Origin of the sequence: Micromonospora lupini str. Lupac 08, assembly GCF_000297395.2 — a bacterium.
Taxonomy (GTDB): domain Bacteria; phylum Actinomycetota; class Actinomycetes; order Mycobacteriales; family Micromonosporaceae; genus Micromonospora; species Micromonospora lupini.
In genome coordinates this window covers 6238841-6264591 of record NZ_HF570108.1, presented here as the reverse complement: position 1 = coordinate 6264591, position 25751 = coordinate 6238841, and the positions used below count along the sequence as shown (strand labels likewise).

Genomic DNA, 25751 nt, shown 5'->3' with positions numbered 1-25751 from the left:
GCTGGCGTTGCGCTGAGGGCGAAGTCGCGTGGCGCATCCGTCGGGCGGGCCCCGAGCAATCGGTACGCTCTGGCGCATGAGACGTCGCGGCCTGACGGTCCTGCTCGGTGCCCTGTTCACCGCCCTGCTGAGCATCGGGGTGCTCCGGGTGCCGATCCCGTACGTGGTGCTCGGCCCGGGCCCGACGGTCAACACCCTCGGCACGGCCGACGGTAAGGAGGTCATCCAGGTCACCGGCCGGGAGACGTCCACCTCCGCCGGCCAGCTCCGGCTGACGACAGTGGGGGTGCAGCCCACGGTGCGGCTCCGCTCGGCGATCGCCGGCTGGTTCTCCGACGACGAGGCGGTGGTGCCGCGCGAGCTGGTCTACCCGCCGGGGGAGTCGACGGAGCAGGTCGAGCAGCGCAACGCCGAGGACTTCAAGGTCTCGCAGACCAGCGCCGAGACGGCCGCGCTGCGCGAGCTGGGCTTCCCGGTGCAGGTGGTGATCAAGACGGTCGCCGCGGACGGCCCGTCCGCCGGGGTGCTCAAGGTCGGCGACGTGGTCACCTCGGTCGACGGTCAGCCGGTGCCGGTGGCCGCCAAGGTCACCGAGCTGATCCGGGCCAAGCCGTCCGGTACGGCCCTGCGGATCGGTTACACGCGCGACGGCGCGGCGGCCACGGCGACGGTGACGAGCCGGGAGCAGGACGGCCGGCCGCGGATCGGCGTCGAGATCGACCAGCAGCAGCCGCACCCGTTCACGCTCGGCATCGACCTGGGGGACATCGGTGGCCCGAGCGCCGGCCTGATGTTCGCCCTGGGCATCGTGGACAAGCTGACCCCGGCCGACCTCACCGGCGGAAAGGTCATCGCGGGCACCGGCACCATCGACGACGAGGGCACGGTCGGCCCGATCGGCGGCATCGCCCAGAAGCTGGTCGGCGCGAAGCGTGCGGGTGCCAAGGTCTTCCTGGTGCCGGCGGACAATTGCGCCGAGGCGGTCCGCAATCCGCAGCCCGACCTGCCGTTGCTGAAGGTGGGCTCACTGGACGAGGCGCTCACCGCGCTGGAGACGTTGCGCGCGGGTGGTCAGCCGACCCGCTGCTGACCGGCGTGACCGTGCCCCGACACGCTCAGGAACACCCCGTACTCTGGGTGCCTGATCGGAGCCGATCACATCGAGCGTGCGGAGCCAACAGTGGTAATGCGTAGCAGCAGCCCCCTGCCGAGGATGAGCCGGCGCGGCCGCGTCACCATCGCTGTCCTGGTCGGGGTGTTCGTGCTCTTCACCCTGCTCGGCTGGGGTGTTCAGGCCTGGACGGACTGGCTCTGGTTCGACGAGGTCCGCTACACCGAGGTCTTCACCGGTGTGCTTGTCACCCGGCTGACGCTGTTCCTCGTCATCGGCCTCGGCATGGCGGTGATCGTCGGCGGCAACCTGTGGCTGGCCCACCGGCTGCGTCCGCGGCTGCGGCCGCACTCGGTGGAGCAGGCCACCCTGGAGCGTTACCGGATGGCACTCAGCCCGCGCCTCGGCACCTGGATCGCGCTGACCGCCGCCGTGGTCGGCCTCTTCGCCGGCCTGTCCGCGCAGAGCCGGTGGAACCAGTGGCTGCTCTTCCGCAACGGTGGTGACTTCGGGATCAAGGACCCGGAGTTCGGGGTGGACATCGGCTTCTACGTCTTCCAGCTGCCGTTCTGGCGCTACCTGCTCGGTGTCGGCTTCACCGCAGTGGTGCTGGCCCTGATCGGCGCGCTTGCGGTGCACTACCTCTTCGGCGGGGTTCGCCTGCAGGGCGTCGGGGACCGGATGAGCAACGCCGCCCGCGCTCACCTGAGCACCCTCGTCGCGGTGTTCGTGCTGCTCAAGGCCCTGGCGTACGTGCTGGACCGCCGCGCGATGCTGCTTGAGTACAACGAGGGCGCCAAGCTGTACGGCGCCGGCTACGCCGACGTCAACGCGCTGCTGCCGGCGAAGGAGATCCTGGCGTACATCTCGATCGTCGTGGCGATCGCGATCATCGTGTTCTCCAACGCCTGGATGCGGAACCTGGTCTGGCCGGGCATCTCGCTCGCTCTGCTGGGCGTCTCCGCGGTGGCGATCGGCGGCATCTACCCCTGGGCGGTGCAGACCTTCGAGGTGAAGCCGAGCGCCAAGGACAAGGAAGCGCCGTACATCCAGCGCAGCATCGACGCGACGCGGGCGGCGTTCGGGCTGGGGGCCACCGAGACCACCCCGTACGCGGCGAACAACCTCACCCCACCGGCGAACCTGGCCACCGACACGTCGGTGGTGTCGAACGTGCGGCTGCTCGACCCGCAGTTGGTGAGCGAGACGTACACCCAGCTCCAGCAGGTGCGGGGCTTCTACGACTTCGGCCCCAAGCTGGACATCGACAGGTACGGGGTGAACGGCAAGACCTCCGACTACGTCGTCGGCGTCCGTGAGATCAACTACGGCGAGCTGACCGACCAGCAGAACACCTGGATCAACAGGCACACCGTCTACACCCACGGGTACGGGCTGGTGGCCGCCCCGGCCAACCAGGTGGTGTGCGGCGGGCAGCCGTTCTTCGTCTCCGGCTTCCTCGGCGAGAAGACGCAGGAGGCGTGCTCCTCGCAGACCGAGCAGATCCCGGCCAAGCAGCCGCGGATCTACTACGGCGAGCGGATGGCGGCCGACGACTACGCGATCGTCGGGCAGTCCGACCCGAACAAGAAGGCCGAGTTCGACAGGCCGGTCGGTGAGGGTGGCGGCGAGTCCTACACCTACACCGGTGAGGGCGGCGTGGAGATCGGCTCCTTCACCCGGCGGCTGCTGTACTCGATCAAGGAGCAGGAGTCGAACTTCCTGCTCTCCGAGGCGGTCAACAAGGACTCCAAGCTGCTGTACGTGCGCAACCCGCGGGACCGGGTGGAGAAGGTCGCGCCGTTCCTCACCCTGGACGGCGACCCGTACCCGGCGGTGGTCGACGGTCGGGTGCAGTGGATCGTCGACGGCTACACGACTGCGGCGACCTACCCGTACGCCGAGCGGGTCAACCTGCAGACCGAGACGACCGACGAGCTGACCAACCGGGGCACGTTCCAGCTGGCCCGGGAGAACGTCAACTACATGCGCAACTCGGTGAAGGCCACCGTCGACGCGTACGACGGCACGGTGACGCTCTACGAGTACGACGACACCGACCCGGTGCTCAAGGCGTGGAACAAGGCGTTCGGCGGGGACCTGATCAAGCCGAAGGCGGACATCCCGGTCGAGCTGACGGAGCACCTGCGCTACCCGGCCGACATGTTCAAGGTGCAGCGCAACCTGCTCACCAAGTTCCACGTGACCAACCCGGGTGACTTCTACTCCGCGCAGGACTTCTGGCAGGTGCCGAACGTGCCGGACGCGCCGGACAGTGGCCAGAAGCAGCCGCCGTACTACCTGTTCACCCAGTTCCCGGGCCAGGAGGGCCCGCGGTTCCAGCTCACCTCGGCGGTCACCCCGAACGGCCGGCAGAACCTGGCCGCGCTGATCTCCGGGTCGTACGTCGACGGGAAGCCCCGGCTGGAGGTGCTGGAGCTGCCGGACCAGACCCGGATCTCCGGGCCGGTGCAGGTGCACCAGCAGATGACCAACAACGCGAACATCCGCCAGCAGCTCAACCTGCTCTCCAGCAACCAGGCGCAGGTGCAGTACGGCAACCTGCTCTCGCTGCCCTTCGCCGACGGCATGCTCTACGTCGAGCCGGTCTACGTGAAGAGCAACCAGCAGGACGCGTACCCGCTGCTGCAGAAGGTGCTGCTCTCCTACGGGGACGGCGGCTCGTTCGTGGCGCTCGCCGACAACATCAACGACGGCATCAAGCAGTTGGTCGAGCAGGGGAAGAAGGCCGGGCAGGGCACCTCGCCGCCGCCGACCACCGGGGGCAACCCGACGAACCCGTCGCCGACCGCTACCCCGAGCGGGACGCCGACGCCGGGCAGCACCAACCCGCCGCCGACCGGCCCGCTGGCCACCGCCGCGGACCGGGTGCAGGCCGCCATCACGGAGGTCCGCGCCGCGCAGACCTCCGGTGACTTCGAGCGGTACGGTCGCGCGCTCAAGGCGCTGGACGAGGCGCTCACCGCGTTCCAGCAGGCGCAGCAGGCCGCCAACCCCGGTGGCACGCCGAGCGGCGGCGCGCCGCCGTCGCCGAGCGCCACCCCGGGCGGCTGACCGGCCACCCGAGGAGCACCCCGGAGCCCTCGTCGTCGGACCCGTGCGGTCCGGACGGCGAGGGCTCCGTCGTGTCCGTACGTTATGCCGGCCTGTCGCCTCTCCGACATGCTTTGTCCGGCTGAGCCGCAACCCGCGACCACGTCCCGCCGTCCTTGATGCAACGGGGGCGGACAAGGGGGCAGGCGTGAGGCACGCACAGAGCTTCGACGAGTTCTACCGCAGCACCGCCCGGCGGATGATGCGGTACGGCTACGCGGTGAGCGGTGACCACACCGAGGCGCAGGACCTCGTTCAGGAGGCGTTCGCGCGGGCCTGGCGGCAGTGGGGGCGACTGTCCGAGCATCCGGCGCCCGAGGCGTGGCTGCGGTTGGTGGTGTCCCGGCTGGCGAACGACCGCTGGCGGCACCTGCACCGCTGGCGGGTGATGGCGAGCCGCAGCGGGCCGCCACCGACCGCGCCGCCACCGAGCGAGAACGGGGTGCTGCTCGTGCACGCACTTCGCCAACTGCCGGCGACGCAGCGACAGGCGCTGGCCCTGCACTACCTCTTCGACATGCCGATCGAGGAGATCGCTCGGGAAGCCGGCGTCCCGCTCGGCACCGTCAAGTCCTGGTTGTCCCGCGGTCGGTCCCGGCTGGCCGTACTGCTGCCCGACGTCCACATCGACGAGCTGGAGGCGAACGATGTCAGCTGAACTCTCCGACCTGTACCGGTCGCTCACCGTCGTGGCCGACGGTGTGGAGATTGCCCACCCCGAGCTGGTCCGGCGGCACGCCGACCGGCGGGCCCGGGTCCAGGTGGCCGGCAGTGCGGTGGCGGTGGCGGTGCTGCTCGGCGGGGTGGCCGCCGGTGGGCGGCTGGCGTTCTCCGCCGACGGGTCCGCGCCGCTGCCGCCACCGGCCGGCACACCGGCCTCCCCACCGCCGACCGGGTCGGCTCTTCCCCCGTCCCCATCCCCGTCCGCGCCGCCGTCCGCGTCCACGGCGTCCCCGACGCCGTCGCGCGCCACCCCCAGCGGTACGCGGTCGCCCGAGCCCACCGGCGCGGTGACCGCCCCCCCACCGACCTCGATCCCGGACCGCGCCTTCTTCGTCCTGGCGGCGGCCAACCGGACGGGCCTGGAATCGACAGCGGCGGGCCCGGTCCTGCCGGCGCTGTGCGGGGCCCGGTATCCCAGCGAGTCGGCGGTGGTGCAGCGCCGTGCCCGCTCGTTGGCCTACAAGCGACCGGAGACCCGGGTGGGGAGCGTGCCGGACGGCAGTTACCGGCACAGCATCACGATCTACCGTCCCGGCCGCGCCGACGACGCGCTGCGGGAGCTGCGGCAGGCCGTCCGCGCCTGCCCGGAGCAGAGGATGCCCGACGACACCAGGACCTGGCGGCAGCGGCTGCTGGACCCGGGCGCGTACGGCGACGAGTCGGTGCTGTTCGAGCTGCGTGCGCCGTACCCGCAGGGCATGGGCGATCCGGGCGCGGACGAGGTGCGACTGGTCCGGGCGGTCCGGGTCGACGACGTGGTGACGGTGCTCTGGGAGCAGGGCTGGGAGTACACCGCCGCCGAACGCGCGCAGGTCGACGCCGACAGCCGGCGGGCGGTGGCGGCCATCGAGAAATGGCTCGGCTGACGGCGGTATCGGAGTCGTTTTGCGGTGCCCCGGGTCGGTGCGCTACGGTTAACGAGCCGACGCGGGGTGGAGCAGCTCGGTAGCTCGCTGGGCTCATAACCCAGAGGTCGCAGGTTCAAATCCTGTCCCCGCTACGACTGAAAGCCCGTCTCCGGTTCGCCGGGGGCGGGCTTTCGCCCTGTCCGGGACTCGTGTCCCGCCCTGACGAGGACCCCCGCTGATCATCGTCGGGGCGGATGGGTTAGGGTTAACCAGTCGACGCGGGGTGGAGCAGCTCGGTAGCTCGCTGGGCTCATAACCCAGAGGTCGCAGGTTCAAATCCTGTCCCCGCTACCACGGAAAGTGCACGCCGGTTCCCGGTCCCAGATCCTTGGGGCCGGGTTTTCTGGTTTTCGGCCGGGATGACGCCGGCGCGCGCGGGGGTCGGCGCCCGACGGGCACCGACCCCCACTGCTGTCACCTGAGGCCGAAGGCCCGCATGACGGTTTGAGTGACGCCACCGCCGTCGCGCTGCGCGGCGGTGACACGGATGGACACGTACTCGGCCCGGCTCGGCGCGTTCACCGACGCCGTCCAGGTGCCCCTGCGCTCCTTGAGACCCTGCCGCTGCCCACCACGACAGGCGTGATGGCGAGGTCGCTCCTGCGCGGCGCACGGCCCGCCAGGTCCACCTCCGTGTCGTGGTCCAACTGGACCAGCGGAATGGCCTGCACGTCCTGGGCGGCGCCGGAGAGGAAACTCCAGTCGGTGCGCGTGGTGGAGGAGTACGGGGTGTACTCGGGTTTGGTCTCGGTCTCGACGACAAGCCGGTACGGCAACTTCTCCGGTGACAACTCACCGGCGAACAGCTCGGGCCAGCCCTCGAACTGCACCAGTTGCCTGTCACCCTGGGCCGCGGAACGGGATGTCGTAGGTCAGCAGGCGTGCCGCGTGATGGGCTCGAACCAACGGTCCTTCTGGACGCTGCCCGGCCGGTAGGCGATCTCGTCCGTGTGCGACCGCGTCCAGCCGTCGACGTAGGAGTCCTGCTTCCAGCGGATGCCCTCGCCGGCGGAGACCCAGTCGGTACGCTGCCCCGGCGAAGACGGCGTCGAGTCGCGAGGTGCCGTCGGGCAACGGTCGGGACCCGGGCTGCGTGAGGTTGCGGGAGCGTTTTCCGGCGGCGGGTCCGCTCCGACCGCCCAGCCCGCAGCGTCGGCGTGAATTCGGCGTGGACCGAGGTGCCGAGGTTGCGTCCTTCGGCGAGGATGGGCGCATGTCTTCATTCGGTAAATGGTGGGGCCGGCTCAGCGCGGTCCTCGGTGCGGTTGTCCTGGCGGTCTTCGTGCCGGTCGCGGCCTGGGCGTCCACGGGGACCGGCGAGGTGGTGGTGGAGGCCGCGCGGCGGCGCTCCCGTGGTGGCGGCGGCTTCGGTTTCCTCGGTCTGCTCTGCTGCCTCGTGGTGGTGGCGATCATCGTGTTCCTGGTGCTGCGTCTGACGCGCAACCGGCGCGGCGGCCCTCCGCGCTGACCGTCGCCCATCCGGCCGGCCGCCGACGACCACAGGTCGGCGGCGGCCCGGGCGGCCGGCAGGTATGGCTGAGTGCAGGCGGGCCGCCCGGCTGCAGGCGGTCCGCGTGGCTGGCGGCGTCCGGTGGCGGCCGGCAGGCGTCGCTGGCGGCGGCCGTTAGCGGGCTGTAGGCATGGCTGGTAGCGGCCGGTGGGTGTGGCCGGCGGTGGTGGCTCAGGCGGCCAGGGCGGCGTTGGCCTGGGCGAGGAAGCGTGCGGTCGCCGCCCGCGTGCCGACACGCCGGGCGCGGAGGCTCTCCGCGGCGGTGACCAGCAGGGAACGCACCTTGGCATGGCCCTTCGGCGGTGGCGCGGGCGCCGGCCCCAGTTGGCCGGCGATGCTGGCGCCGAACGCGGCGGCGCGCTGCTGAGCCGGGTCGGTGATGCTGCCCTCGGTGTAGCGGCGGACGGCGAGACTGGCGTTCAGGCCCCGCTCGTGGCCGAGGATGGTGCCCGCCTCGCCGTTCGTGGTCAGAAAGTTGATCACGTCGGCCACCGTGTCCGGGTGGCGGGTGCCCCGGAAGCCGGCCCAGTACATCGACGCGCGCGCCCACTGGGCGCCCGGCGGGCCGGGAAAGCCCACCACGCCCAGCTCGGCATCGGTGAGTCGTTGCAGCTCCGGCAACTGGTGGGACCAGGCGAAGGACGCGGCGGTCAACCCGGTGACGACCAACTGCCGGGCCGGCTCCCCGCTGTCGGCCTGCTCGACGAGGGCCGCGCCCGGCGTGGCCCGCCCGGTGCGGGCGCGCTGCCACAGCTCGAACCAGGCGATCAGCTCCTCGGCGCCGAAGCCCAGCTGCCGCCCCCGGTAGAAATCGCTGCCCTGGGACCGGAGCCAGAGCCAGAGGGCGCGGTAGTCGCCGGACGCGTCCATCGTGCCGGCCACCTGGCCGTCGCTGGCCTCGGTGACCTGCTGTGCCCAGGCGATGTAGTCCACCCAGGACATCCCGCCGCGGGGCTCGGGCACCCGCAGCTCGCGCAGCAGGTCACGGTTGAAGACCACGGCCGCGAGGGTCTGCCCGGCGGCCACCGCCATCGTCCGGCCGTCCACGGTGCCGTAGCGGATCAGACCCTCCGGCAGGCCGCGCAGGTCCAACCTGTGGTCGGCGGCCTGTTCGGTGAGGTCGAGCGCGATCTGGCGTTCGGCGTACTCGGTAAGCATGGCGTCGTCGAGCTGGATCAGGTCCGGAATGTTGCCGCCGGCGGCCTGGATGGCCAGCCGCTCGTAATAGCCGTCGATGCCCTGCCAGGTGACCCGGAAGCTGACCCGCGGGTTGCGCTCCGAATACAGCCGTAGGGCCTTTTCCGTCAGCTCGGCCCGCTTCGTCCCGCCCCACCAGAAGACCGACAGCTCGATCGGCCCGTCCTGGGTCGAGGTGTCGGCGCCGTCGCTGCATCCGGCCAGCCCGCCGGTGGCCAGCAGGGGAGCGCCGAGCAGCGCGGTGAGCACTCGGCGTCGGCCCGGGTCGGCGCCGAAGCGGGCGATCGGGGGACGAACAACGGGCACGGGGGCTCCTGGCACGTACGGACGGGTCGGACCATTCACGCAGGCGGCGCAGGAGGGTGTCAACGTCCGTCCGGCCATGCCCGACCCTGGTGGTCGAATCGGGCCCTCCGATATCGCGTGATGTACTAGGGCGCGTGGAACTTCTGCACTCGGGCAAGGTTCGGGACATCTACGCCGACGGCGACGACCTGATCCTGGTCGCCTCGGACCGCATCTCGATCTACGACGTGGCGCTGCCGACGCCGATCCCGGACAAGGGTCGCCTGCTCACCGCGCTCTCCCTGTGGTGGTTCGAGCAGCTCGCCGACCTGGTGCCGAACCACGTCATCTCGGCCACCGACGTGCCCGCCGAGTTCGCCGGGCGGGCGATCCGCTGCCAGCGGCTGGACATCATCCCGGTCGAGTGCGTCGCCCGCGGTTACCTCACCGGCGGCGGTCTGCGGGAGTACGAGCGCACCGGTGCGGTCTCCGGCGTACCGCTGCCGCGTGGGCTGGGCGAGGCGTCGATCCTGCCCGAGCCGATCTTCACGCCGTCGACCAAGGCGCCGATTGGCGAACACGACGAACCCATCACGTACGCCGAGGTGGTGGACAAGGTCGGCGAGGAGACCGCCGAGCGGCTGCGGCAGATCACCATCGACGTCTACCGGCGTGGCGCGGAGCTGGCCGCCGACCGGGGCATCCTGATCGCCGACACCAAGATCGAGCTGGGGTGGGCACCGGACGGCACCCTGGTCCTCGCCGACGAGCTGCTCACCTCCGACTCGTCGCGGTTCTGGCCGGCCGACTCGTACCAGCCGGGCCGGGTGCAGTTCTCCTACGACAAGCAGTACGTGCGGGACTGGGCCACCGGCAGCGGTTGGAACAAGCAGGCCCCGGCCCCGGACGTGCCCGCCGAGGTCGTCGAGGCGACCCGCGCCCGCTACGTCGAGGTGTACGAGAAGCTCACCGGCAACCGCTGGGAGTGAACGCGGCGTCCGGAGGGCCGGCGTCTGCGCAGGGATCGGCGGTGGTGCCCGTCGTTGGTAGTCTGCGGCCTATGTCGTCCGGACGTTCCGCGTCTACGCCCCCCGATGACTACGTCTCCCGAATGGCCCGCCGACCGCGCTGGCAACGGATTCTGCTGCCGATCCTTATGCTCCTGGTCCTCCTGGTGCTGCCCGTCGGCCTCGGCCGCAACGTGATCGGCGCCGAGCGGGTGAGCATCCGGGTCGATTCCTGTGACTTCGGCGGTCCGAAGGCAACCCAGCGGTGCCGCGGCACCTGGCACATGTCCGACGGGCGTGTGGTCACCGGCCCGGTGGGCGGCGGTTCGCCGCGTGCCGGCGAGCGGGTCGACGGCTGGGCCAACGGGAAGCGGGCCACCGTCAGCCTGATGGCCTGGCTCATCGCCCCGCTGATGGTGGGCTCCGCCCTGTTCGCGACGATGGTGGCGCTCGCCGTCGTCTTCCTGAAGGCGGGCGTGCAGCGGGTGCGGCGCGGCCGCCGACCCGCTCCGGGCGAGCTCCCGGTGACCGACACCGAGCGCTGACGCGGGTTCAGTCCACCCAGTCCAGGGTGCGCTGCACTGCCTTGCGCCACTGGCGCAGCTCCCTCTCGCGCAGCTCGGGCGCCATGGCCGGCTCCCACTGCGCGTCCGAGCGCCACTGCGCGCGCAGGGTGGCGAGGTCCGGCCAGAAGCCCACTGCCAGGCCGGCGGCGTACGCGGCGCCGAGGCAGGTGGTCTCCGTGATCCGGGAGCGGACCACCGGAACGTCGAGCACGTCGGCGAGGAACTGCATGAGCAGACCGTTGGCGGTCATCCCGCCGTCCACCCGGAGTCGGCGCAGCGCCACGTCGGAGTCGGCGTTCATCGCGTCGACCACCTCGCGGGTCTGCCACGCCGACGCCTCCAGCACCGCCCGGGCCAGGTGCCCCTTGGTGATGTAGCCGGTCAGCCCGGCGATCACGCCCCGCGCGTCGCTGCGCCAGTGCGGGGCGAAGAGACCGGAGAACGCCGGCACGACGTAACAGCCGCCGTTGTCGTCCACGGTACGGGCCAACTCCTCCACCTCAGGGGCCGTGGAGATCAGCCCGAGGTTGTCGCGCAGCCACTGCACCAGTGAGCCGGTGACGGCGATGGCGCCCTCCAGGGCGTACGCCGGAGGTTGGCCCTTGATCTGGTACGCGACTGTGGTGAGCAGGCCGTGCGCCGACGGCACCGGGCTGGCGCCGGTGTTGAGCAGCAGGAAGCTGCCGGTGCCGTAGGTGCACTTCGCCTCGCCCGGCTGGAAACACGTCTGCCCGAACAGGGCGGCCTGCTGGTCGCCGAGCGCGCTGGCCACCGGCACTCCGGCGAGCACGCCGGTGGCGGTGCCGTACACCTCGGCGGAGCAGCGGATCTCCGGCAGCATCGCCGCCGGCACGCCCAGCGCGTCCAGCAGCTCCGGATCCCAGTCGAGGGTGGTGAGGTCCATCAGCATGGTCCGGCTGGCGTTCGTCACGTCGGTGACGTGCTCGCCGGTCAGCTTCCAGATCAGCCAACTGTCCATCGTTCCGAAGAGCACCTCGCCGCGTTCCGCGCGCTCGCGCAGGCCGTCGACCTCGTCGAGCAGCCAGCGCACCTTCGGGCCGGCGAAGTAGGTGGCCAGCGGCAGGCCCGTGCGGGCCCGGAGGCGCTCCTCGCCGTACGCCGAGGCCAGCTCGCGCAGCAGCGGCCCGGTGCGGGTGTCCTGCCAGACCACGGCGTCGGCCACCGGCCGGCCGGTGGCCCGGTCCCAGACGAGCGTGGTCTCCCGCTGGTTGGTGATGCCGACGGCGGCCAACCCGGCCGCGTCCGTGCCGGCGGCCCGCAGCGCCTCGGCGACGACCTGCTGGACGTTGTCCCAGATCTCCTCGGCGTCGTGCTCCACCCAGCCGGGCCGGGGGAAGATCTGCCGGTGCTCGCGTTGGGCCGCGGCGACGATGTCCCCGGCGGAGTCGAAGACGATGCACCGCGAGGAGGTGGTGCCCTGGTCGATGGCGGCGACGTACTGGGGGGTCACGGCAGCACCGTACCCAAACCGGCGGCGCGGAGCGACCGACGTCACGTTGGCCTCCGCATCGCCTACGATCTGCGAACGTGCGCGACATCGCCGTTTTCAGTGGAACCGCCCATCCCGACCTGGCTGCCGAGATCTGCGCCCACCTGGGGGTGCCGCTGCATCCGGTGCGGGTCTCCCGGTTCGCCAACGACTGTCTGGAAGTGCAGTTGCAGGCCAACTGCCGAGAGCGGGACGTCTTCCTGATCCAGCCGCTGGTGCCGCCGGTGCAGGAGAACCTCGTCGAACTGTTGCTGATGATCGACGCGGCGCGGGGCGCGTCCGCCGGCCGGATCACCGTGGTGCTGCCGCACTACGCGTACGCCCGCTCGGACAAGAAGGACGCGCCGCGGATCTCGATCGGCGCGCGGCTCGTCGCCGACCTGCTCACCTCGGCCGGGGCGGACCGGGTGCTCGCGATGACCCTGCACTCGCCGCAGGTGCACGGCTTCTTCAGCGTTCCCGTGGATCACCTGCACGCGCTGCGCGAGCTGGCCACCCACTTCCGGCGCTACGACCTCACCGACACGGTGGTGGTCTCGCCCGACCTGGGCAACGCCAAGGAGGCCGCCGCCTTCGCCCGGCTGCTCGGCACGCCGGTGGCGGCCGGTGCGAAGCAGCGGTTCAGCGACGACCTGGTCAAGATCAGTGCGGTGATCGGCGAGGTCACCGACCGCGACGTCATCGTGCTGGACGACGAGATCGCCAAGGGCAGCACGGTGGTCGAGCTGATGGAGCACCTGCGCGGCCTGAAGGTGCGGTCGATCCGGCTGGCCTGCACGCATGGCCTGTTCTCCGGCGACGCGCTGCGGCGGCTCAGCGACCAGGACGGCGTGTTGGAGATCGTCTGCACCAACACGGTCCCCATCCCGGCCGAGAAGCGGGTCGGGAAACTCGAGGTCCTCTCGGTGGCGCCCGCCCTCGCCGAGGCCATGCGCCGGATCCACAACGGGGAGTCGGTCTCGGCCCTCTTCGGCTGAGCCGCCCGCACCCCGCGCCCGGGTTCAGCGCTGGGTGCGGTCGGTGGCGGAGAGGATGGCGGCGATGCGGACGGTGGTGCCGGCGGCGCTGGTGGCGATCTCCATGTCGTCGGTCAGCTCCCGGGCCAGCCAGAGACCCCAGCCGCCGGCGGTGTCCGGGGCGGGACGGCTCCGGTCGCCCAGCCGCTGCGGGGTGATGCCCTGCCCGTGGTCCGCCACCTCGCAGAACAGCGCGCCCGGCTCCCGCCAGAGCCGCAGCCATCCGCGCCCACCGCCGTGCCGCACGGCGTTGGTGATCAACTCGTTGACCGCCAGCACGAAGTCGTCCAGCCGTTGGCCGTCCAGGCCGGAGGCGTGCGCGCAGGAGGTGACCGAGTGTCGAATCTCGGTCACCTGGGCCTGCTCGAAGGCCTCGGCGATCAGGAGGGAGGGTTCGATGGGCACAACCGTACGCGGTGCGTGCGGATCTGCATTCGTCATGGCCCGTCCCGACGGCGGATCTCGGAGTATTTCGCGGCTTTTCCACCGTACGTCAGGGTTCCCCGAGGCGCACTCCGTGGCCCACGCCTCCGGCCCGGTTATGGCATCCTGACCGCCATGCCGTCGCCCCCGGGTGGTTTCGAGGTGCCGCTCTGGCGGGCGCTCACGGTGTTCCGGGTGGCCTCCCTCCTGTACGTCTGCGCGCTCGCCGTGCGCGACGTCGACCGGTACGACCACCCGTTCGCCGTCGGCGCCCTGATCCTGACGATGATCTTCTGGACCGGGGCGACCGCCGTCGGCTACGCCCGGCCCGCCCGGCGCCGCTGGCCGCTGCTGCTGGCCGACCTCGGAGTGGTGATCGCCATCGTGCTGTCCACCCCCTGGGCGGTCGGACGGGAGGCGCTCGGGCACGGCGTACCCACCCTGGGGGTTGCCTGGATGGCCGGCCCGGTGCTGGCCTGGGCCGTCTCCGGCGGCCGCCGGCGGGGCACGGTGGCCGCGCTGCTGGTCGCCGGCGCGGACCTGGCCACCCGGGAACGGATCGGCCAGTCCTCGTTCACCGGGGTGATCCTGCTGCTGCTCGCCGGGGTGGTGGTCGGGCACGTGGCCCGGCTCGCCGTGGCCGCCGAGGAACGCCTGCAACACGCGGTGGAGCTGGAGGCGGCCACCCGGGAGCGGGAACGACTGGCACGCGACATCCACGACTCGGTGCTCCAGGTGCTGGCGCTGGTGCAGCGGCGCGGCGCGCACCTGCCCGGCGAGGCCGGCGAACTGGCCCGGCTCGCCGGTGAGCAGGAGGCCGCCCTGCGGGCACTGATCGCGGGCACCGCACCGGCCGCTGCCGGCGGTACGGACGCGGTGGACCTGCGGGGCCTGCTCGGCCGGTACGCCTCGGCGGCGGTGTCGCTCTCGGCCCCCGCCACCCCGGTGACCCTGCCCCGGCAGGTGGCCGGCGAGTTGGCGGCCGCCGCAGGGGCGGCCCTGGACAACGTGGGCCGCCACGCCGGCGGGCGGGCCTGGGTGTTGATCGAGGATGAGGGGGAGACCGTGACCGTGTCGATCCGTGACGAGGGGCCGGGCATCCCGGACGGCAGGCTGGTCGAGGCCGCCGCGCAGGGACGGCTCGGGGTGGCCCAGTCGATCCGCGGGCGGGTGACCGACCTCGGGGGCACGGTCCGGATCCTGTCGACAGCCGACGCGGGCACCGAGATCGAGCTGACCGTGCCGAGGACACAGCGGTGACTGCCGTGCGGGTGATGGTCGTCGACGACCATCCGATGTGGCGCGAGGGCGTGGCCCGCGATCTGGCCGAGGCCGGCTTCCTGGTGGTGGCGACAAGCGGCGAGGGGCGGCAGGCGATCCGGGTTGCCGCCGCCGCCCGACCCGACGTGGTCGTCCTCGACCTGCAACTACCGGACATCTCCGGTGTCGAGGTGGTCGTCGGGCTGCGTGCCGCGCTGCCCGACGTCCGGGTGCTCATGCTCAGCGCCAGCGGCGAGGAGCAGAGCGTGCTCGACGCGGTCAAGGCGGGCGCCACCGGCTACCTGGTGAAGTCGACGGCACCCGCCGCGTTCCTCGACGCGGTCCGCCGCACCGCCGCCGGTGACCCGGTCTTCACGCCCGGCCTGGCGGGGTTGGTGCTGGGGGAGTACCGGCGGTTGGCCGCCGGGCCGGGGCAGGGAACGACCGGGAACGCGGAGCCGGGAAGGCCCCGCCTCACCGACCGGGAGACGGAGGTGCTGCGCCTGGTGGCCAAGGGGATGTCGTACAAGCAGATCGCGCAGCGGCTCGGCCTGTCCCACCGCACGGTGCAGAACCACGTGCAGAACACGCTGGGCAAGCTGCACCTGCACAACCGGGTCGAGTTGACCCGCTACGCGATCGAGCGCGGCCTGGACGACTGATCGGCTCAGACCGAGCGCGGCGGCTCGGTCTCGTGGATGGCCAGCTCCTCCGCGGTCGCCCCGCCGCCCGCCGACCCGGCGTCGTACGCCACGGAGTCGGTCTCCTGGTCGGTGTGCGCCCCCTCGTCCGGCTCCACCAGCCGGCCCACCGTGTGGTCGGCGACCGTGCCGAGCTGGCCGTGGTCGTAGAGGGAGACCGGCGAGTTGGGATCCGAGGTGGGCCCCGGGTCCATCACGTCGGCGTCCAGCTGGGCCTCCGCCGCGGCGGCCTCGTTCTCGGCCTCGAAGGCGATCTTCGGGTCGACCGGGCCGGCCAGCGGATCGTCCACCGGGCGCTCGTAGACCTCCCGGTCGAGCTTGTAGTCCAACGACTCCCCGTCGAGTTGCTCCTCGGCGGTCGTCCCGAAGCGGTCCACCGCCACCGGCGTCCGGTCGCCGGGCAGCTGCGCCGGCTCCGGGCCGTCCGCCTCGCGCCCGGTGAGCACGTCGTCGTTGGCGGTCGAGTCGTCATCGGCGGTGTCGGGCAGCCCCTCCGCCTCGGTGTCGGACACGGGGGTCGGATACTCGTTGTCGCGCATGTCTGATCACTACCCGCTGCCCTCCCGCCGTAACCGGAGCACCGCCGGTCATGCCGCGGCGAACCGGACACCGGGCGCGCGAGGCCCGTCAGCCGTGCGCTGCCTCGTCGTCCGGGTGCAGCACGCACCAGACGACCTTGCCGTCCGGCACCATGCTGGTGCCCCACCGGCGGGCCACGGTGTCGATCAGCAGCAGACCGCGGCCACCCACACGGTTCGGCGGGGACAGACCGGCGAACGTGGGCCGGCGCGACGAGTGGTCACGAACCGCCAGGTGCAGGGTGTCGCCCTGCGGCGCCAACCGCACGTCCATAAGCGTCCGGGCGTGCGTGACCACGTTGTTGACCATCTCGGTGACCGCGATCTGCGCCGGGTCGGTCAGGGAGGGCATGCCCCAACGCGCACAACCGGTCGCGACCAGCTCACGGGCCTGCCGGGCGGACTCCGCGGCCGGCGGCAGCTCGGCGGTCAGCACCGCCGCCAGCGGGGCCGCGGCGACCGCGGCCAGCGCGGCGTCCAGGGTGGGCCAGGCCGGCACACCCGCCAGGACGGCGTCGGGGCGACCGGGCCCGGAGACCGCCGGGTCGCAGAGCAGGAGGTCCGCGGCGGGCCAGTCGGCGATCTCCCGGCGGACCTCGGCGAAGACACTCCGCCCGGCCGGGTCGGCGACCAGCAGCCGGGTCACGTCGGCGACCACCGGGCCGGGCCGGTCGCTCAGCCGTGCGAGCAACACGTCGTGGACCCGACCCGCCTCGACGGCGTCGAGCACGCCGCTCAACCGGACGACCGGGGACGACTCGTCGACCTCCACCCGACAGCGCTCGTCCACCGGGATGGTCGCCTCGGAGTGTGGCCCGCGGACGAACGGCGCGTCCGGTCGGTCGACGCCGGTCATCAGCGATCCGATCGGGATCGGCGGTTCATGGCCATCGTGCCGACGGCGGTGCCGGCCGCGGCGAGACCGAACGCGGCGGTCATCCGCACCAGCTGCCGACGCCGACCGTGCCAGCCCCCGCTGCGGCTGGCCTGTCCGTCGGCGTGGAAGACGTTTCCGGTGCTGTCCAGCCGCGCACCCGGACCGAACTGGGTGCGGTGCAGGTACCAGCCGAGGGTGCGCTCCACCAGAGCGGGCGCCAACCGCCACTGCAGGCCGATCAGCCGGGCGGCGCCACCGGCGTACGCCTCGCGGCGCGGCCGGCGCAGCAACCGCACGATCGTCTCGGCGACCACCTCCGGCGGGTACACCGGCGGGGGTGGCACCAGCTCCCGACCGCTGTGGTTGGCCGCGTGCCGGAAGAAGGGGGTGTCGATGGTGGCCGGCAGCACGGTGCAGACGGAGATCTGCCCCCGACCGGTGACCCGCAGCTCCTGCCGGACGGTGTCGGCCAGCCCGCGGATGCCGTGCTTGGCGGCGTTGTACGCCGACTGGTACGGCATCGCCACCTCGGCCAGCACCGACGCGTTGTTGATCAGCACGCCACCGCCGGCCGCGCCGAGGTACGGCAGCGCGGCCTTGATCCCGTGCACCGTGCCCAACAGGTTGACCTCCAGCACGCGCCGGAACTCGGCGACCGGGATCTCGTCGAACAGACCCACCGCGCTCACCGCGGCGTTGTTGACCCAGGCGTCGATGCGGCCGAATTCGCCCACCGCGCGGTCGGCCAGCTGCTGCACCGACTCCAGATCGGTCACGTCGGTCGGGACGGCCAACGCCCGGCCGCCCAGCTCCCGGCAGCGCTGCGCGACCTGTCGGAGCGCGGGCTCGCTGCGGGCGGCGAGCACCACGGCGGTACCCCGGCGGGCCAGGGCGTACGCGGTGGCCGTGCCGATCCCGCTGGACGCGCCGGTGATCACCACGGTCGAATCGTCGAGGGTGCGGGTCAGCGGCATTCCTGAGCGGTACCCCCGGTCGGGCCCGGTCATACCACCAGCCGCCGGAGGATCATCGGGAAGCGTCCTTGCCGGCACCGGATCGGGGCTCCTGTGGTTGCCGTGGCGCAAGTGTCGGTGGCACCTGCGGTGACTGTTCCCGATCTGCCAGGTTTCGGCTCCGGGTCCGCAGGTTAATGGGACGCTCTGACCGGGACCGCCGAGGAAAAGATTCGCAGGGAGGTGACCCATGCGCGTCGGCCTCGTCTGCGCGCACACCAGTTCGTACCGGCACGCCGACGGCCCGCCGGTCGGCACCCGACAACACATTGCGCGGGTCGCCGCCGAACTGGCTGGCAGGGGCCATGATGTCCGCATCTACGAGCGCCGGGACGACCCGGGGCTGCCGGCGACGGCGGAGGTCGACGGCTACCGGGTGCACCGGGTGCCCGTCGGTCCGGCGACCGCCCTGCCCACCGCCGGTCTGATCCCGCACGTCACGGAGTTCGGGCGCTGGCTGACCGACGAGTGGAGCGGCGCCTGGCGTCCCGAGGTGGTGCACGGGCACTACTGGATCGGCGGCCTGGCGGCCGCGCACGCCGTCCGGGAGACCGACATCCCGGTCGTGCAGACCTTCCACTCGCTCGGGGTGGAGCAGTTGCGCCACCTGGGCGGCGACTACGACGGCCCGGGGGAGCGGATCCCGCTGGAACGGGCGCTGACCAGGGCGGTGGACATCGCCGTCGCCCAGTGCAACGACGAGGTGGACGAGCTGACCCGGATGGGTCTGCAACGCACCTCGGTGGCGATGGTGCCCGCCGGGGTGGACATCGCGCAGTTCCACCCGGACGGCGAGGCGGCACCGCGCGAACAGCGGGCCCGCATCCTCTCCGTCGGTGGACTGTCCCCGGGGCACGGCCAGGACGACCTGATCCGGGCCATGCGGCTGGTCGGCGACGCCGAGCTGGTGATCGCCGGTGGTCCGCCCGCCAGTGAACTGGCCAACCACGCGGAGGCGCGTCGCCTCCGCCAGCTGGCCGAGCGCGCCGGGGTGGCCGACCAGGTGCGCCTGGTCGGGGCGGTTCCGCACGATCAGATGGCCACCTGGTACCGGTCCGCCGACGTGGTGGCCTGCACCCCGCACTACTCCTCGGCCGGGCGGGTCTCGCTGGAGGCGATGGCCTGCGGCGTGCCGGTGGTGGGCTACGCGATGGGCGGCCTGGCGGATGCCGTGGTCGACGAGGTCACCGGCCGACTCGTGCCCCCCGGCGACGTGCGGACGCTCGGGGTCTCCCTGCGCCGGCTGCTCGCCGACAACGCCGGCAGGTTCGCCTACGGTCACGCCGCCGTGGACCGGGTCCGCAGCAGCTACACCTGGGAACGGACCGCCGGTGCGCTGGAACGCCTCTACGAGCGGGTCGTGAGCCGCCGCAAGCCCGTCGAGGCCTGAGCCGAGAAGCCCACGCCGCGCCCCCGGGTGTGGCGTGGGTCTTCGGTCAGACGGGCCGGCCGGCGCCGACCATGGCCCGGTCGTGGCGGTGCGCCACCGAGCGGTGCTGCTGCGGCTGGGCGTAGCGGGTCAGGCCGATCACGGCGGCGAGGGTGACCAGGAAACCGGCGGCGGCCAGCCACTCCCGACCCGGCCAGATCTTGTCGTTGAGCAGCAGCAGACCGACGATGGCCGCCGGCACCGCGCCGGCGGCGTCCATGGCGGCGACCGCGGCGGTCGTCGAGCCGCGCTGCATGGCCAGGCCGAGCAGCAGTTGGCCGACGATCGAGTGGACGATCAGCAGGTAGAACAGCGGGTTGGCGAGGAACGCCTCGGCCGACGGCGCGGAGGCCAGCGGCCGGGCCGCGACCGCAGCCGAGGAGAACGCCAGCCCGGCCAGTGAGCCCAGGGCCACCGACCCGGGCGCTCCGTGCAGTCGGACGGCGAAGACGCCGAGCACCGCGATCACCCCGAGCGCCACCAGCAGGGCCACCGAGCCGGCGGTGCCGAGCTGCTTCGACGGCGCCGGCCGCGCGGCCAGCACCAGGGCGGTGATCCCGGCGAAGAGCAGCGCCAACAGGGCCACCTCCGCCATCGGCAACCGCCACTTGAGCACCAGCACGCCGATGATGGCGGTCACCCCGAGCCCGGCCGCCACGCTGGCCTGCACCAGGAACAGGGGCAGGTCCCGCCGGGCCAGAAAGGCGAGCACGAAACCGCCGATCTGGCAGCTCAACCCCACCAGGTACGTCCGGTGCCCGGCCAGTCGCAGCAGCAGGCCCGGATCGAACGTGTGGTGGACGGTGGTGCGTGCCGCAGCCACCGACTGGAGCAGGTTGGCGAAGCCGTACGCGACGATCATCGCCGCGAGGAAGCACCAGCCGGAGGAGACCACCTGGCGAGGATAGAGGTTGCCGGGGGTCAGCGCTCGGCTGGTCGATCCAGCCGGGCGAGGATGTCGGCGTGCAGCACACCGTTGGTGGCCACCACGCTGCTCTCGGTGCCCGGTTCGCCGGTCGGGGACGGCCGACCGTCCAGATCCGTGACCGTGCCCCCCGCCTCCGTGATGATCGGGACCAGCGCCGCCACGTCCCACAGCGACAACTCCGGTTCGGCCATCACGTCCAGTGCGCCCTCGGCCAACAGCATGTAGCCGTAGAAGTCGCCGTACGCCCGGCTGCGCCAACCGGCCCGCAACAGGTCGAGCAGCGCGTCGAGTCGCCCGGCGTCCTCCCACCCGGTCAGCGACGAGTAGCAGACGCTCGCGTCGGCTACCCGGCGCACCGCCGAGACCCCGATCCGGTCGCCCGCGGCCGGACCCGGCCCGGCGTACGCGCCCCCGCCCGCGGTGGCCCACCAACGCCGGCCCAACGCCGGCGCCGACACCACGCCGACCGCCGGCCGGTCGCCGTCGTACAGCGCGATCAGGCTGGCCCACACCGGCACGCCACGGACGAAGTTCTTGGTGCCGTCGATCGGGTCGATGATCCACCGTCGGCCGTTCGGGTGGACGGACGGCTGCGCGCCGTACTCCTCGCCGAGCAGCCCGTCGGCGGGCCGGTGCTCGGCAAGCAGCGCGCGGATCTCCCGCTCCACGGCGGTGTCGGCGTCGGAGACCGGCGTCAGGTCGGGCTTCGTCTCCACCCGCAGGTCGAGCGCCCGGAACCGGTCCAGGGCGATGGCGTCGGCCCGATCGGCGAGCAGGTGGGCGAGGGCGAGGTCGTCGGCGTACCCGGTCATGCCGGCAACCTAGCCGACGCCCGGCGGGTCACTCGTCGGGCCCGCGCCGGTCACCCTCGCCCGGCCCGCGCTGGTCGCTGTCGCCGCGCGCGTCGCCGTCGCCGGCCCGGGAGGCGAGCAACCGGCGGTACGACGCCAGCCGGCGCGGGTCGGCCTTGCCGGCGGCCACCCACGCGTCCAGCCCGCAGTCGGCCTCGTCGGCCGTGTGCGGGCAGTTGGGCGGGCAGTCGACGGTGCCCTCCACCAGGTCGGGGAAGCCGTGCAGCAGGCTGTCGGCCGAGACGTGCGCCAACCCGAAACTGCGGATGCCGGGGGTGTCGATGATCCAGCCCGGATCGGTGTCGACCCCGGGCACCGGCGGCAGCCGCAGCGCCACCGCGCTTGTCGACGTGTGCCGGCCGCGACCGATCGCGCTGACCACGCCCACCGCGCGCAGCGCGTCCGGGACGAGGCGGTTGACGAGCGTCGACTTGCCCACCCCGGAGTGCCCGACCATTACCGACACCTTGCCGCTGAGCAGCGCGCGCAGGGCACCCAGGTCGGAGTCGGGCCGGTTGAGCACGTACGGCAGCTCCAGCTCGGTGTAGTAGCCCAGCACCTCCTCCGGCCCGGCCAGGTCGGCCTTCGTGAGGCAGAGCAGCGGCTCGACGTCCGCGTCGTACGCGGCCACCAGGCAGCGGTCGATGAACCCGGTGCGCGGGGGTGGGTCGGCCAACGCGCTGACGATCACCAACTGGTCGGCGTTCGCCACCACCACCCGTTCCAGCCGACCCTCGGCGGTGGTCTCGTCGTCGTCGGCGGTGCGGCGCAGCACCGAGCGGCGCTCGGCGATGCGGACGATGCGGGCGAGCGCGCCCTCGGCGCCGGAGGTGTCGCCGACGAGGCTGACCCGGTCACCCACGACCACCGACTTGCGGCCCAGCTCCCGGGCCCGCATCGCGGTCACCGTGGGCAGCTCGGCCCCCACCACGCCGCGTTCGGCGCCGGCCAGCACGCACTGGTAGCGCCCCCGGTCGACGGCTATGACGAAACCGTCCACCGCGTCGCTGTGCTGGGGTCGGGTGCGCGTACGCGGACGCGACGACTTTCCGGGTCGGACCCGTACGTCGTCCTCGTCGTACTCCCGCCGTCTGGTCGCCAGGACCTGTCCTCTTCTCGCCTCAGCTCTCAGTGAGCGTCCGGAAACCCCGCAGCGGCTGCGGCGGGACTCCGCCTCGCTCGCCACGGGGTTTGCGGACGCTCACTTTCCGGTCACCATCGCTGACCATAGTGCCGGGAACTCGGGCATGGTCTTGGAGGTACACCCCACGTCGTCCACCTCGATGCCCGGCACGGCGAGCCCGGTAACCGCGGCGGCGTGCGCCATCCGGTGATCGTGGTAGGTGCCGAACATTCCGCCGCGCAGCGGCCGGGGCCGGATCTCCAACCCGTCCGGCATCTCCGTGATGTCGGCCCCGAGGGCGGCGAACTCCCGCGCCAGCGCGGCGAGCCGGTCGGTCTCGTGGCCGCGGATGTGCGCGACGCCGGTGAAGACCGACGGTGAGTCGGCCAGCATGGCCAGCGCGGTCAGCACGGGGGTCAGCTCGCTGACGTCGGACAGGTCGGCGGTCAGGCCGTGCACCACCCCGGTGCCCCGCACGGTCAGCCCGGCGGTGGTGAGGGTGACCTCGCCGCCCATCCGGTGCAGCAGCGAGCGGAGCTGCTCGAGCGGCTGGGCGCTGCTGTGCGGCCAACCCGCGAGGGTGACCTCGCCGCCGGTGACCAGGGCGGCGGCGAAGAACGGCACCGCGCCGGACAGGTCCGGCTCGATCTCCCAGCCGCGCCCGGTGAGCGGGCCGGGCTCGACGGTCCACACGTCGGGCGTGCTGTCGTCGGCCGCAGCGCCGGCGGCACGCAGCATCTGCACGGTCATCCGCAGGTGCGGCGCGGAGGGCACCGGCGGGCCGACGTGGCGGACCACGACGCCCCGGTCGAAGCGCGGGGCGGCCAGCAACAACGCGGAGACGAACTGGCTGGACACGGACGCGTCGATCACCACCTCACCGCCGGTGACCCCACCGGTGCCGAGCACGGTCAGCGGCAGGCTGCCCGTGCCGGTGACGTCGATCCGGACGCCCAGCGAGCGCAGCGCGCCGACCAGCGGGCCGAGTGGCCGGGTGCGGGCGTGCGGGTCGCCGTCGAAGGTGACCTGCCCGTCGGCCAGGCCCGCCACCGGTGGCACGAACCGCATCACGGTGCCGGCCAGCCCGACGTCGACGTGGGCGGGGCCGGCCAGCGGGTGCGGTCGGACCAGCCAGCTCTCGTCGTCGCTGATCGAGACGTGGGCGCCCATCGCCCGCAGGCCGGCCGCCATCAACTCGGTGTCGCGGGCGCGCAGGGGCCGGGCCAGCGTCGACGGGCCGGCGGCCAGCGCGCTGAGCACCAGGGCCCGGGCGGTCATCGACTTGGAGCCGGGCAGGCGCAGCGTCGCCGTCACCGGGTCGGATGCGGTCGGTGCGGTCCACGGCTGCGGCGGCCGGGTCGCGGTCAGATTCCCCACGGTTACATTCTGCCGTGTCCGCCGGTGGGTGACGCCGGCCGGCGGTCGTACTCCCGGTTGGCGGGACAGCAGGCGGGGCCCCGGACGAGTTAGCGTGAGCGCATGTGCGGCAGGTACGCGACGACCCGTGGCTCGGGCGAGTTGAGCGCGCTGTTCGAGTCGTCCGACGACACCGACGGCGCGATCCGGCCGGATCACAACGTCGCGCCCACCGACCGCGTCCCGCTGGTCCGGCTCACCCCGGAGGGGCACCGCAGCCTGTGCGTCGCCCGCTGGGGGTTCCTTCCGCACTGGTCCCGGTCCGCCGCCGGCGCGGCCCGCATGATCAACGCGCGGGCCGAGACGGTGGCCACCAGCCGGGCGTACGCCGGGGCGTTCGCCCGCCGCCGCTGCCTGGTCCCGGCCGACGGCTGGTACGAGTGGGTCCGCCGGCCCGACGGTGGCCGGCAGGCGTACTTCATGACACCCGCCGACGGCTCGGTGCTGGCCCTGGCCGGCATCTGGTCGGTGTGGGAGTCCGCCGCCGAGAGCCGGCTCACCTTCAGCGTGCTGACCACCGCGGCGCTCGGCGAACTGGCCGAGGTGCACGACCGGATGCCGGTGCTGCTGCCGCCCGATCGGTGGTCGTCCTGGCTGGGGCCGTGTGACGAGCCCGAACGCCTGCTCGCGCCCACGTCTCCCGACCGGCTGGCCGGGTTGGAGATCCGCCCGGTCGGGCCGGCCGTGGGTGACGTTCGGAACGACGGCCCGGAGTTGACCGCCCGGGTGTCCGTTCCGCCGCTGCCGGCACCGCCGGAGCTGACCCTGTTCTGAAAATGACAGGCATCGTCGGGTGCCGATTTGCCAGGGTTCTGCTCGATTCGTCGCCTGGCCGTTCAGCCATGTTCTCCGTAGCCCCTTGTCCCGGTGTCCGGAAGTGCGATACAACACAGCGCCGGTAGTGGCTGTCGATTCGCACGGGGCGGACGACATCCACCGATTTTGCCGGTCCCACGGGGGAGGTGGGTGGAATGACACGGGCGCGTATGCCCCGCCCGCACGAGGTGGCTGCGGCACGGAGAGATCCGCGGCTGCTGCGGGCCTTGCGAGAACGCCGACAGGACGACGCGTGGCGCACCAGAGGGACGTGCCAGAGCGTCGATCCGGAGACGTTCTTTCCGGCGCCGAACGAACCGGCGGACGCCGCCGTCGCGCTGTGCCGCAGTTGTGACGTGCAGGGCTCCTGCCTGGCGTGGGCGCTGGAGGTCGGTGACTGCCACGGCGTGTGGGGCGCGACCACACCCCGCGAGAGGCGGGCGATGCTTGTCGCCTGGCGCGGCGAGGTCGAGCCCGATCCGGACGCGGCCGACGACGCCGGCCCGCCGGTGCGCGACCGCCTGCTCACCCTGGTGCCGCTGAGCTGACCGCCGGGGCGAACCGTCCCGGTGACCGACCAGGTCGGCGCAGAATGGGTCGGTGCTGCCCAGCGAAGACATCGACACACCCCGCGGTCCGGCGCGGATCGACACCGACCTGCCGGCCCGGCCGGCTGTCGCCCTGCTGGTGCTCGGCCACGGGGCGGGCGGCAGCGTGGACGCGCCCGACCTGCTCGCGGTGCGGGACACGGCGGTCGCGGCCGGCCTGGCGGTGATCCGGGTGACCCAGCCCTACCGGGTCGCCGGCCGTCGCGCGCCGGCCCCCGCCGGGCACCTCGACGAGGCGTGGACGGCGGTGCTCGCCGCGCTGCGCGCTCGCTACGACGAGGTGCCCACGGTGCTGGTGGGTGGCCGTTCCAGCGGCGCGCGGGTGGCCTGCCGGACGTCCCGCGCGGTGGGCGCGGCCGGCGTCGTCGCGCTGGCCTTTCCGCTGCACCCGCCCGGCCGGCCGGAACGCTCCCGGGCCGCCGAACTGGCCACCGGCCTGCCGACGCTCGTGGTCAACGGGGACCGGGACCCGTTCGGGGTGCCGGAGTCCGGGTCGACCGTGCAGGTCGTGACCCGGCCGGGTGAGACGCACGACCTACGGCGGGACCCGGCCGGCACCGCCGACGTGGTGCGGGACTGGCTGCGCCGGCACCGCTGGGTGGCCGACTGAGTCACCCGACCGTTTCCGCTGCCGGTCGCGGGTCGTTGCATCCGATGGTGCCGCCGGCCCGAAACGGACGGACGGCACCAGTCCTCCCAGGCCCTTCCTGGTCCCAGCGCCGGCGCCACCGGGGCCGGGACCAGGAACGGGAGAGCCGGGCGGAATGCCTCACCGGTCATC

At 72.8% G+C, this 25751-nt stretch carries 25 protein-coding genes and 2 tRNA genes; 16 read left to right on the top strand and 11 right to left on the bottom strand.

The features are described from left to right. The first annotated feature begins 76 nt into the window (after positions 1–76). From MILUP08_RS29675 to MILUP08_RS29650, 6 genes are all read left to right on the top strand, one after another. A complete protein-coding gene (locus MILUP08_RS29675; RefSeq protein WP_007464784.1) occupies positions 77–1090 on the top strand; it encodes a YlbL family protein in 1014 nt (337 codons plus the stop codon). Positions 1091–1186: 96 nt separating this feature from the next. After that, a complete protein-coding gene (locus MILUP08_RS29670; protein WP_083915942.1) occupies positions 1187–4186 on the top strand; it encodes a UPF0182 family membrane protein in 3000 nt (999 codons plus the stop codon). 187 nt (positions 4187–4373) lie between these two features. Beyond that, positions 4374–4883, top strand: a complete 510-nt coding sequence (locus MILUP08_RS29665) for a SigE family RNA polymerase sigma factor (RefSeq protein WP_007464781.1) — start codon at positions 4374–4376, stop codon at positions 4881–4883. Continuing rightward, the gene (locus MILUP08_RS29660; protein WP_007464775.1) at positions 4873–5814 is read left to right on the top strand and encodes a hypothetical protein; all 942 of its coding nucleotides are present in this window, start codon (positions 4873–4875) and stop codon (positions 5812–5814) included. The genes MILUP08_RS29665 and MILUP08_RS29660 overlap by 11 nt, the downstream gene beginning before the upstream one ends. Positions 5815–5874: 60 nt before the next feature. Beyond that, positions 5875–5948, top strand: a tRNA-Met gene (locus MILUP08_RS29655). 125 nt (positions 5949–6073) lie between these two features. Next, positions 6074–6150: transfer RNA gene (locus MILUP08_RS29650), tRNA-Met, on the top strand. 224 nt (positions 6151–6374) lie between these two features. Here MILUP08_RS29650 and MILUP08_RS29645 read toward each other — a convergent pair. After that, positions 6375–6686: a hypothetical protein gene (locus MILUP08_RS29645; protein ID WP_007464773.1), complete on the bottom strand. Its 312-nt coding sequence runs from the start codon at positions 6684–6686 to the stop codon at positions 6375–6377. A gap of 383 nt (positions 6687–7069) precedes the next feature. Between MILUP08_RS29645 and MILUP08_RS29640 the strand changes: the two genes are divergently transcribed. Beyond that, positions 7070–7324, top strand: coding sequence for a hypothetical protein (locus tag MILUP08_RS29640; RefSeq protein WP_007464771.1), 255 nt, complete (start codon positions 7070–7072; stop codon positions 7322–7324). Positions 7325–7537: 213 nt separating this feature from the next. Here MILUP08_RS29640 and MILUP08_RS29635 read toward each other — a convergent pair whose 3' ends face one another. Next, positions 7538–8869, bottom strand: a complete 1332-nt coding sequence (locus MILUP08_RS29635) for an ABC transporter substrate-binding protein (protein ID WP_007464770.1) — start codon at positions 8867–8869, stop codon at positions 7538–7540. Between the two features lie 134 nt (positions 8870–9003). On the opposite strand from MILUP08_RS29635, the gene MILUP08_RS29630 reads away from it, so the two are divergent. After that, on the top strand, positions 9004–9837 hold the full coding sequence (locus MILUP08_RS29630; protein WP_007464768.1) for a phosphoribosylaminoimidazolesuccinocarboxamide synthase: 834 nt from the start codon (positions 9004–9006) through the stop codon (positions 9835–9837). A 167-nt stretch (positions 9838–10004) separates the two neighbouring features. Continuing rightward, positions 10005–10400, top strand: a complete 396-nt coding sequence (locus MILUP08_RS29625; protein WP_144057038.1) for a hypothetical protein — start codon at positions 10005–10007, stop codon at positions 10398–10400. 7 nt (positions 10401–10407) lie between these two features. On the opposite strand, the gene glpK is transcribed toward MILUP08_RS29625, so the two are convergent. Next, positions 10408–11892, bottom strand: a complete 1485-nt coding sequence (glpK, locus tag MILUP08_RS29620; RefSeq protein ID WP_039906841.1) for a glycerol kinase GlpK — start codon at positions 11890–11892, stop codon at positions 10408–10410. A gap of 77 nt (positions 11893–11969) precedes the next feature. Between glpK and MILUP08_RS29615 the strand changes: the two genes are divergently transcribed. Continuing rightward, complete coding sequence (locus MILUP08_RS29615; RefSeq protein WP_007464763.1) at positions 11970–12908, top strand: ribose-phosphate diphosphokinase; 939 nt, start codon at positions 11970–11972, stop codon at positions 12906–12908. A 24-nt stretch (positions 12909–12932) separates the two neighbouring features. Here the strand turns inward: MILUP08_RS29615 and MILUP08_RS29610 are convergent, their stop codons facing one another. Further along, positions 12933–13388, bottom strand: coding sequence for an ATP-binding protein (locus MILUP08_RS29610; RefSeq protein ID WP_007464761.1), 456 nt, complete (start codon positions 13386–13388; stop codon positions 12933–12935). A 117-nt stretch (positions 13389–13505) separates the two neighbouring features. On the opposite strand from MILUP08_RS29610, the gene macS reads away from it, so the two are divergent. After that, entirely contained in the window at positions 13506–14630 is a 1125-nt protein-coding gene (macS, locus tag MILUP08_RS29605) for a MacS family sensor histidine kinase (RefSeq protein WP_007464759.1), read from the top strand. A gap of 14 nt (positions 14631–14644) precedes the next feature. Further along, positions 14645–15292 carry a response regulator gene (locus tag MILUP08_RS29600; protein WP_051066085.1) on the top strand — a complete coding sequence of 216 codons (648 nt, stop codon included), beginning with the start codon at positions 14645–14647 and terminating at the stop codon, positions 15290–15292. Positions 15293–15297: 5 nt separating this feature from the next. On the opposite strand, the gene MILUP08_RS29595 is transcribed toward MILUP08_RS29600, so the two are convergent. The 3 genes from MILUP08_RS29595 to MILUP08_RS29585 form a co-directional block, all read right to left on the bottom strand. Then, the gene (locus MILUP08_RS29595; RefSeq protein WP_007464755.1) at positions 15298–15870 is read right to left on the bottom strand and encodes a DUF5709 domain-containing protein; all 573 of its coding nucleotides are present in this window, start codon (positions 15868–15870) and stop codon (positions 15298–15300) included. A gap of 88 nt (positions 15871–15958) precedes the next feature. After that, the gene (locus MILUP08_RS29590) at positions 15959–16765 is read right to left on the bottom strand and encodes an ATP-binding protein (RefSeq protein ID WP_007464753.1); all 807 of its coding nucleotides are present in this window, start codon (positions 16763–16765) and stop codon (positions 15959–15961) included. Next, a complete protein-coding gene (locus MILUP08_RS29585) occupies positions 16765–17760 on the bottom strand; it encodes an SDR family oxidoreductase (RefSeq protein WP_039906838.1) in 996 nt (331 codons plus the stop codon). Before MILUP08_RS29585 ends, MILUP08_RS29590 begins: the two co-directional genes overlap by 1 nt. Before the next feature lie 229 nt (positions 17761–17989). On the opposite strand from MILUP08_RS29585, the gene MILUP08_RS29580 reads away from it, so the two are divergent. Continuing rightward, entirely contained in the window at positions 17990–19189 is a 1200-nt protein-coding gene (locus MILUP08_RS29580; protein WP_007464749.1) for a glycosyltransferase, read from the top strand. A 46-nt stretch (positions 19190–19235) separates the two neighbouring features. Here the strand turns inward: MILUP08_RS29580 and MILUP08_RS29575 are convergent, their stop codons facing one another. The 4 genes from MILUP08_RS29575 to aroA form a co-directional block, all read right to left on the bottom strand. Further along, positions 19236–20090 (bottom strand): hypothetical protein, encoded by an 855-nt coding sequence (locus MILUP08_RS29575; protein WP_377557374.1) that lies wholly within the window; start codon positions 20088–20090, stop codon positions 19236–19238. Between the two features lie 59 nt (positions 20091–20149). Continuing rightward, the gene (hisN, locus tag MILUP08_RS29570) at positions 20150–20968 is read right to left on the bottom strand and encodes a histidinol-phosphatase (protein ID WP_007464745.1); all 819 of its coding nucleotides are present in this window, start codon (positions 20966–20968) and stop codon (positions 20150–20152) included. A gap of 28 nt (positions 20969–20996) precedes the next feature. Then, positions 20997–22007, bottom strand: a complete 1011-nt coding sequence (rsgA, locus tag MILUP08_RS29565; protein WP_007464743.1) for a ribosome small subunit-dependent GTPase A — start codon at positions 22005–22007, stop codon at positions 20997–20999. A gap of 201 nt (positions 22008–22208) precedes the next feature. Beyond that, complete coding sequence (gene aroA, locus MILUP08_RS29560; RefSeq protein WP_007464741.1) at positions 22209–23507, bottom strand: 3-phosphoshikimate 1-carboxyvinyltransferase; 1299 nt, start codon at positions 23505–23507, stop codon at positions 22209–22211. A 102-nt stretch (positions 23508–23609) separates the two neighbouring features. Here aroA and MILUP08_RS29555 point away from each other — a divergent pair, with 102 nt between their 5' ends. The 3 genes from MILUP08_RS29555 (at position 23610) to MILUP08_RS29545 (ending at position 25580) form a co-directional block, all read left to right on the top strand. Further along, positions 23610–24320, top strand: a complete 711-nt coding sequence (locus MILUP08_RS29555) for an SOS response-associated peptidase (RefSeq protein ID WP_007464739.1) — start codon at positions 23610–23612, stop codon at positions 24318–24320. Positions 24321–24517: 197 nt separating this feature from the next. Continuing rightward, complete coding sequence (locus tag MILUP08_RS29550; protein WP_007464737.1) at positions 24518–24910, top strand: WhiB family transcriptional regulator; 393 nt, start codon at positions 24518–24520, stop codon at positions 24908–24910. A 52-nt stretch (positions 24911–24962) separates the two neighbouring features. Continuing rightward, entirely contained in the window at positions 24963–25580 is a 618-nt protein-coding gene (locus MILUP08_RS29545; protein WP_007464735.1) for an alpha/beta hydrolase family protein, read from the top strand. Positions 25581–25751 lie beyond the last annotated feature (171 nt).

Excerpts from the sequence above, each read along its gene's own strand:
- MILUP08_RS29675 (WP_007464784.1), top strand. The coding sequence starts at position 77 with ATGAGACGTCGCGGCCTGACGGTCCTGCTCGGTGCCCTGTTCACCGCC.
- MILUP08_RS29670 (WP_083915942.1), top strand. The coding sequence starts at position 1,187 with ATGCGTAGCAGCAGCCCCCTGCCGAGGATGAGCCGGCGCGGCCGCGTC.
- MILUP08_RS29660 (WP_007464775.1), top strand. The coding sequence starts at position 4,873 with ATGTCAGCTGAACTCTCCGACCTGTACCGGTCGCTCACCGTCGTGGCC.
- MILUP08_RS29640 (WP_007464771.1), top strand. The coding sequence starts at position 7,070 with ATGTCTTCATTCGGTAAATGGTGGGGCCGGCTCAGCGCGGTCCTCGGT.
- MILUP08_RS29625 (WP_144057038.1), top strand. The coding sequence starts at position 10,005 with ATGCTCCTGGTCCTCCTGGTGCTGCCCGTCGGCCTCGGCCGCAACGTG.
- MILUP08_RS29610 (WP_007464761.1), bottom strand. The coding sequence starts at position 13,388 with ATGACGAATGCAGATCCGCACGCACCGCGTACGGTTGTGCCCATCGAA.
- macS (WP_007464759.1), top strand. The coding sequence starts at position 13,506 with ATGCCGTCGCCCCCGGGTGGTTTCGAGGTGCCGCTCTGGCGGGCGCTC.
- MILUP08_RS29600 (WP_051066085.1), top strand. The coding sequence starts at position 14,645 with ATGGTCGTCGACGACCATCCGATGTGGCGCGAGGGCGTGGCCCGCGAT.
- MILUP08_RS29595 (WP_007464755.1), bottom strand. The coding sequence starts at position 15,870 with ATGCGCGACAACGAGTATCCGACCCCCGTGTCCGACACCGAGGCGGAG.
- MILUP08_RS29590 (WP_007464753.1), bottom strand. The coding sequence starts at position 16,765 with ATGACCGGCGTCGACCGACCGGACGCGCCGTTCGTCCGCGGGCCACAC.
- MILUP08_RS29585 (WP_039906838.1), bottom strand. The coding sequence starts at position 17,760 with ATGCCGCTGACCCGCACCCTCGACGATTCGACCGTGGTGATCACCGGC.
- MILUP08_RS29580 (WP_007464749.1), top strand. The coding sequence starts at position 17,990 with ATGCGCGTCGGCCTCGTCTGCGCGCACACCAGTTCGTACCGGCACGCC.
- MILUP08_RS29575 (WP_377557374.1), bottom strand. The coding sequence starts at position 20,090 with ATGATCGTCGCGTACGGCTTCGCCAACCTGCTCCAGTCGGTGGCTGCG.
- hisN (WP_007464745.1), bottom strand. The coding sequence starts at position 20,968 with ATGACCGGGTACGCCGACGACCTCGCCCTCGCCCACCTGCTCGCCGAT.
- MILUP08_RS29555 (WP_007464739.1), top strand. The coding sequence starts at position 23,610 with ATGTGCGGCAGGTACGCGACGACCCGTGGCTCGGGCGAGTTGAGCGCG.
- MILUP08_RS29550 (WP_007464737.1), top strand. The coding sequence starts at position 24,518 with ATGACACGGGCGCGTATGCCCCGCCCGCACGAGGTGGCTGCGGCACGG.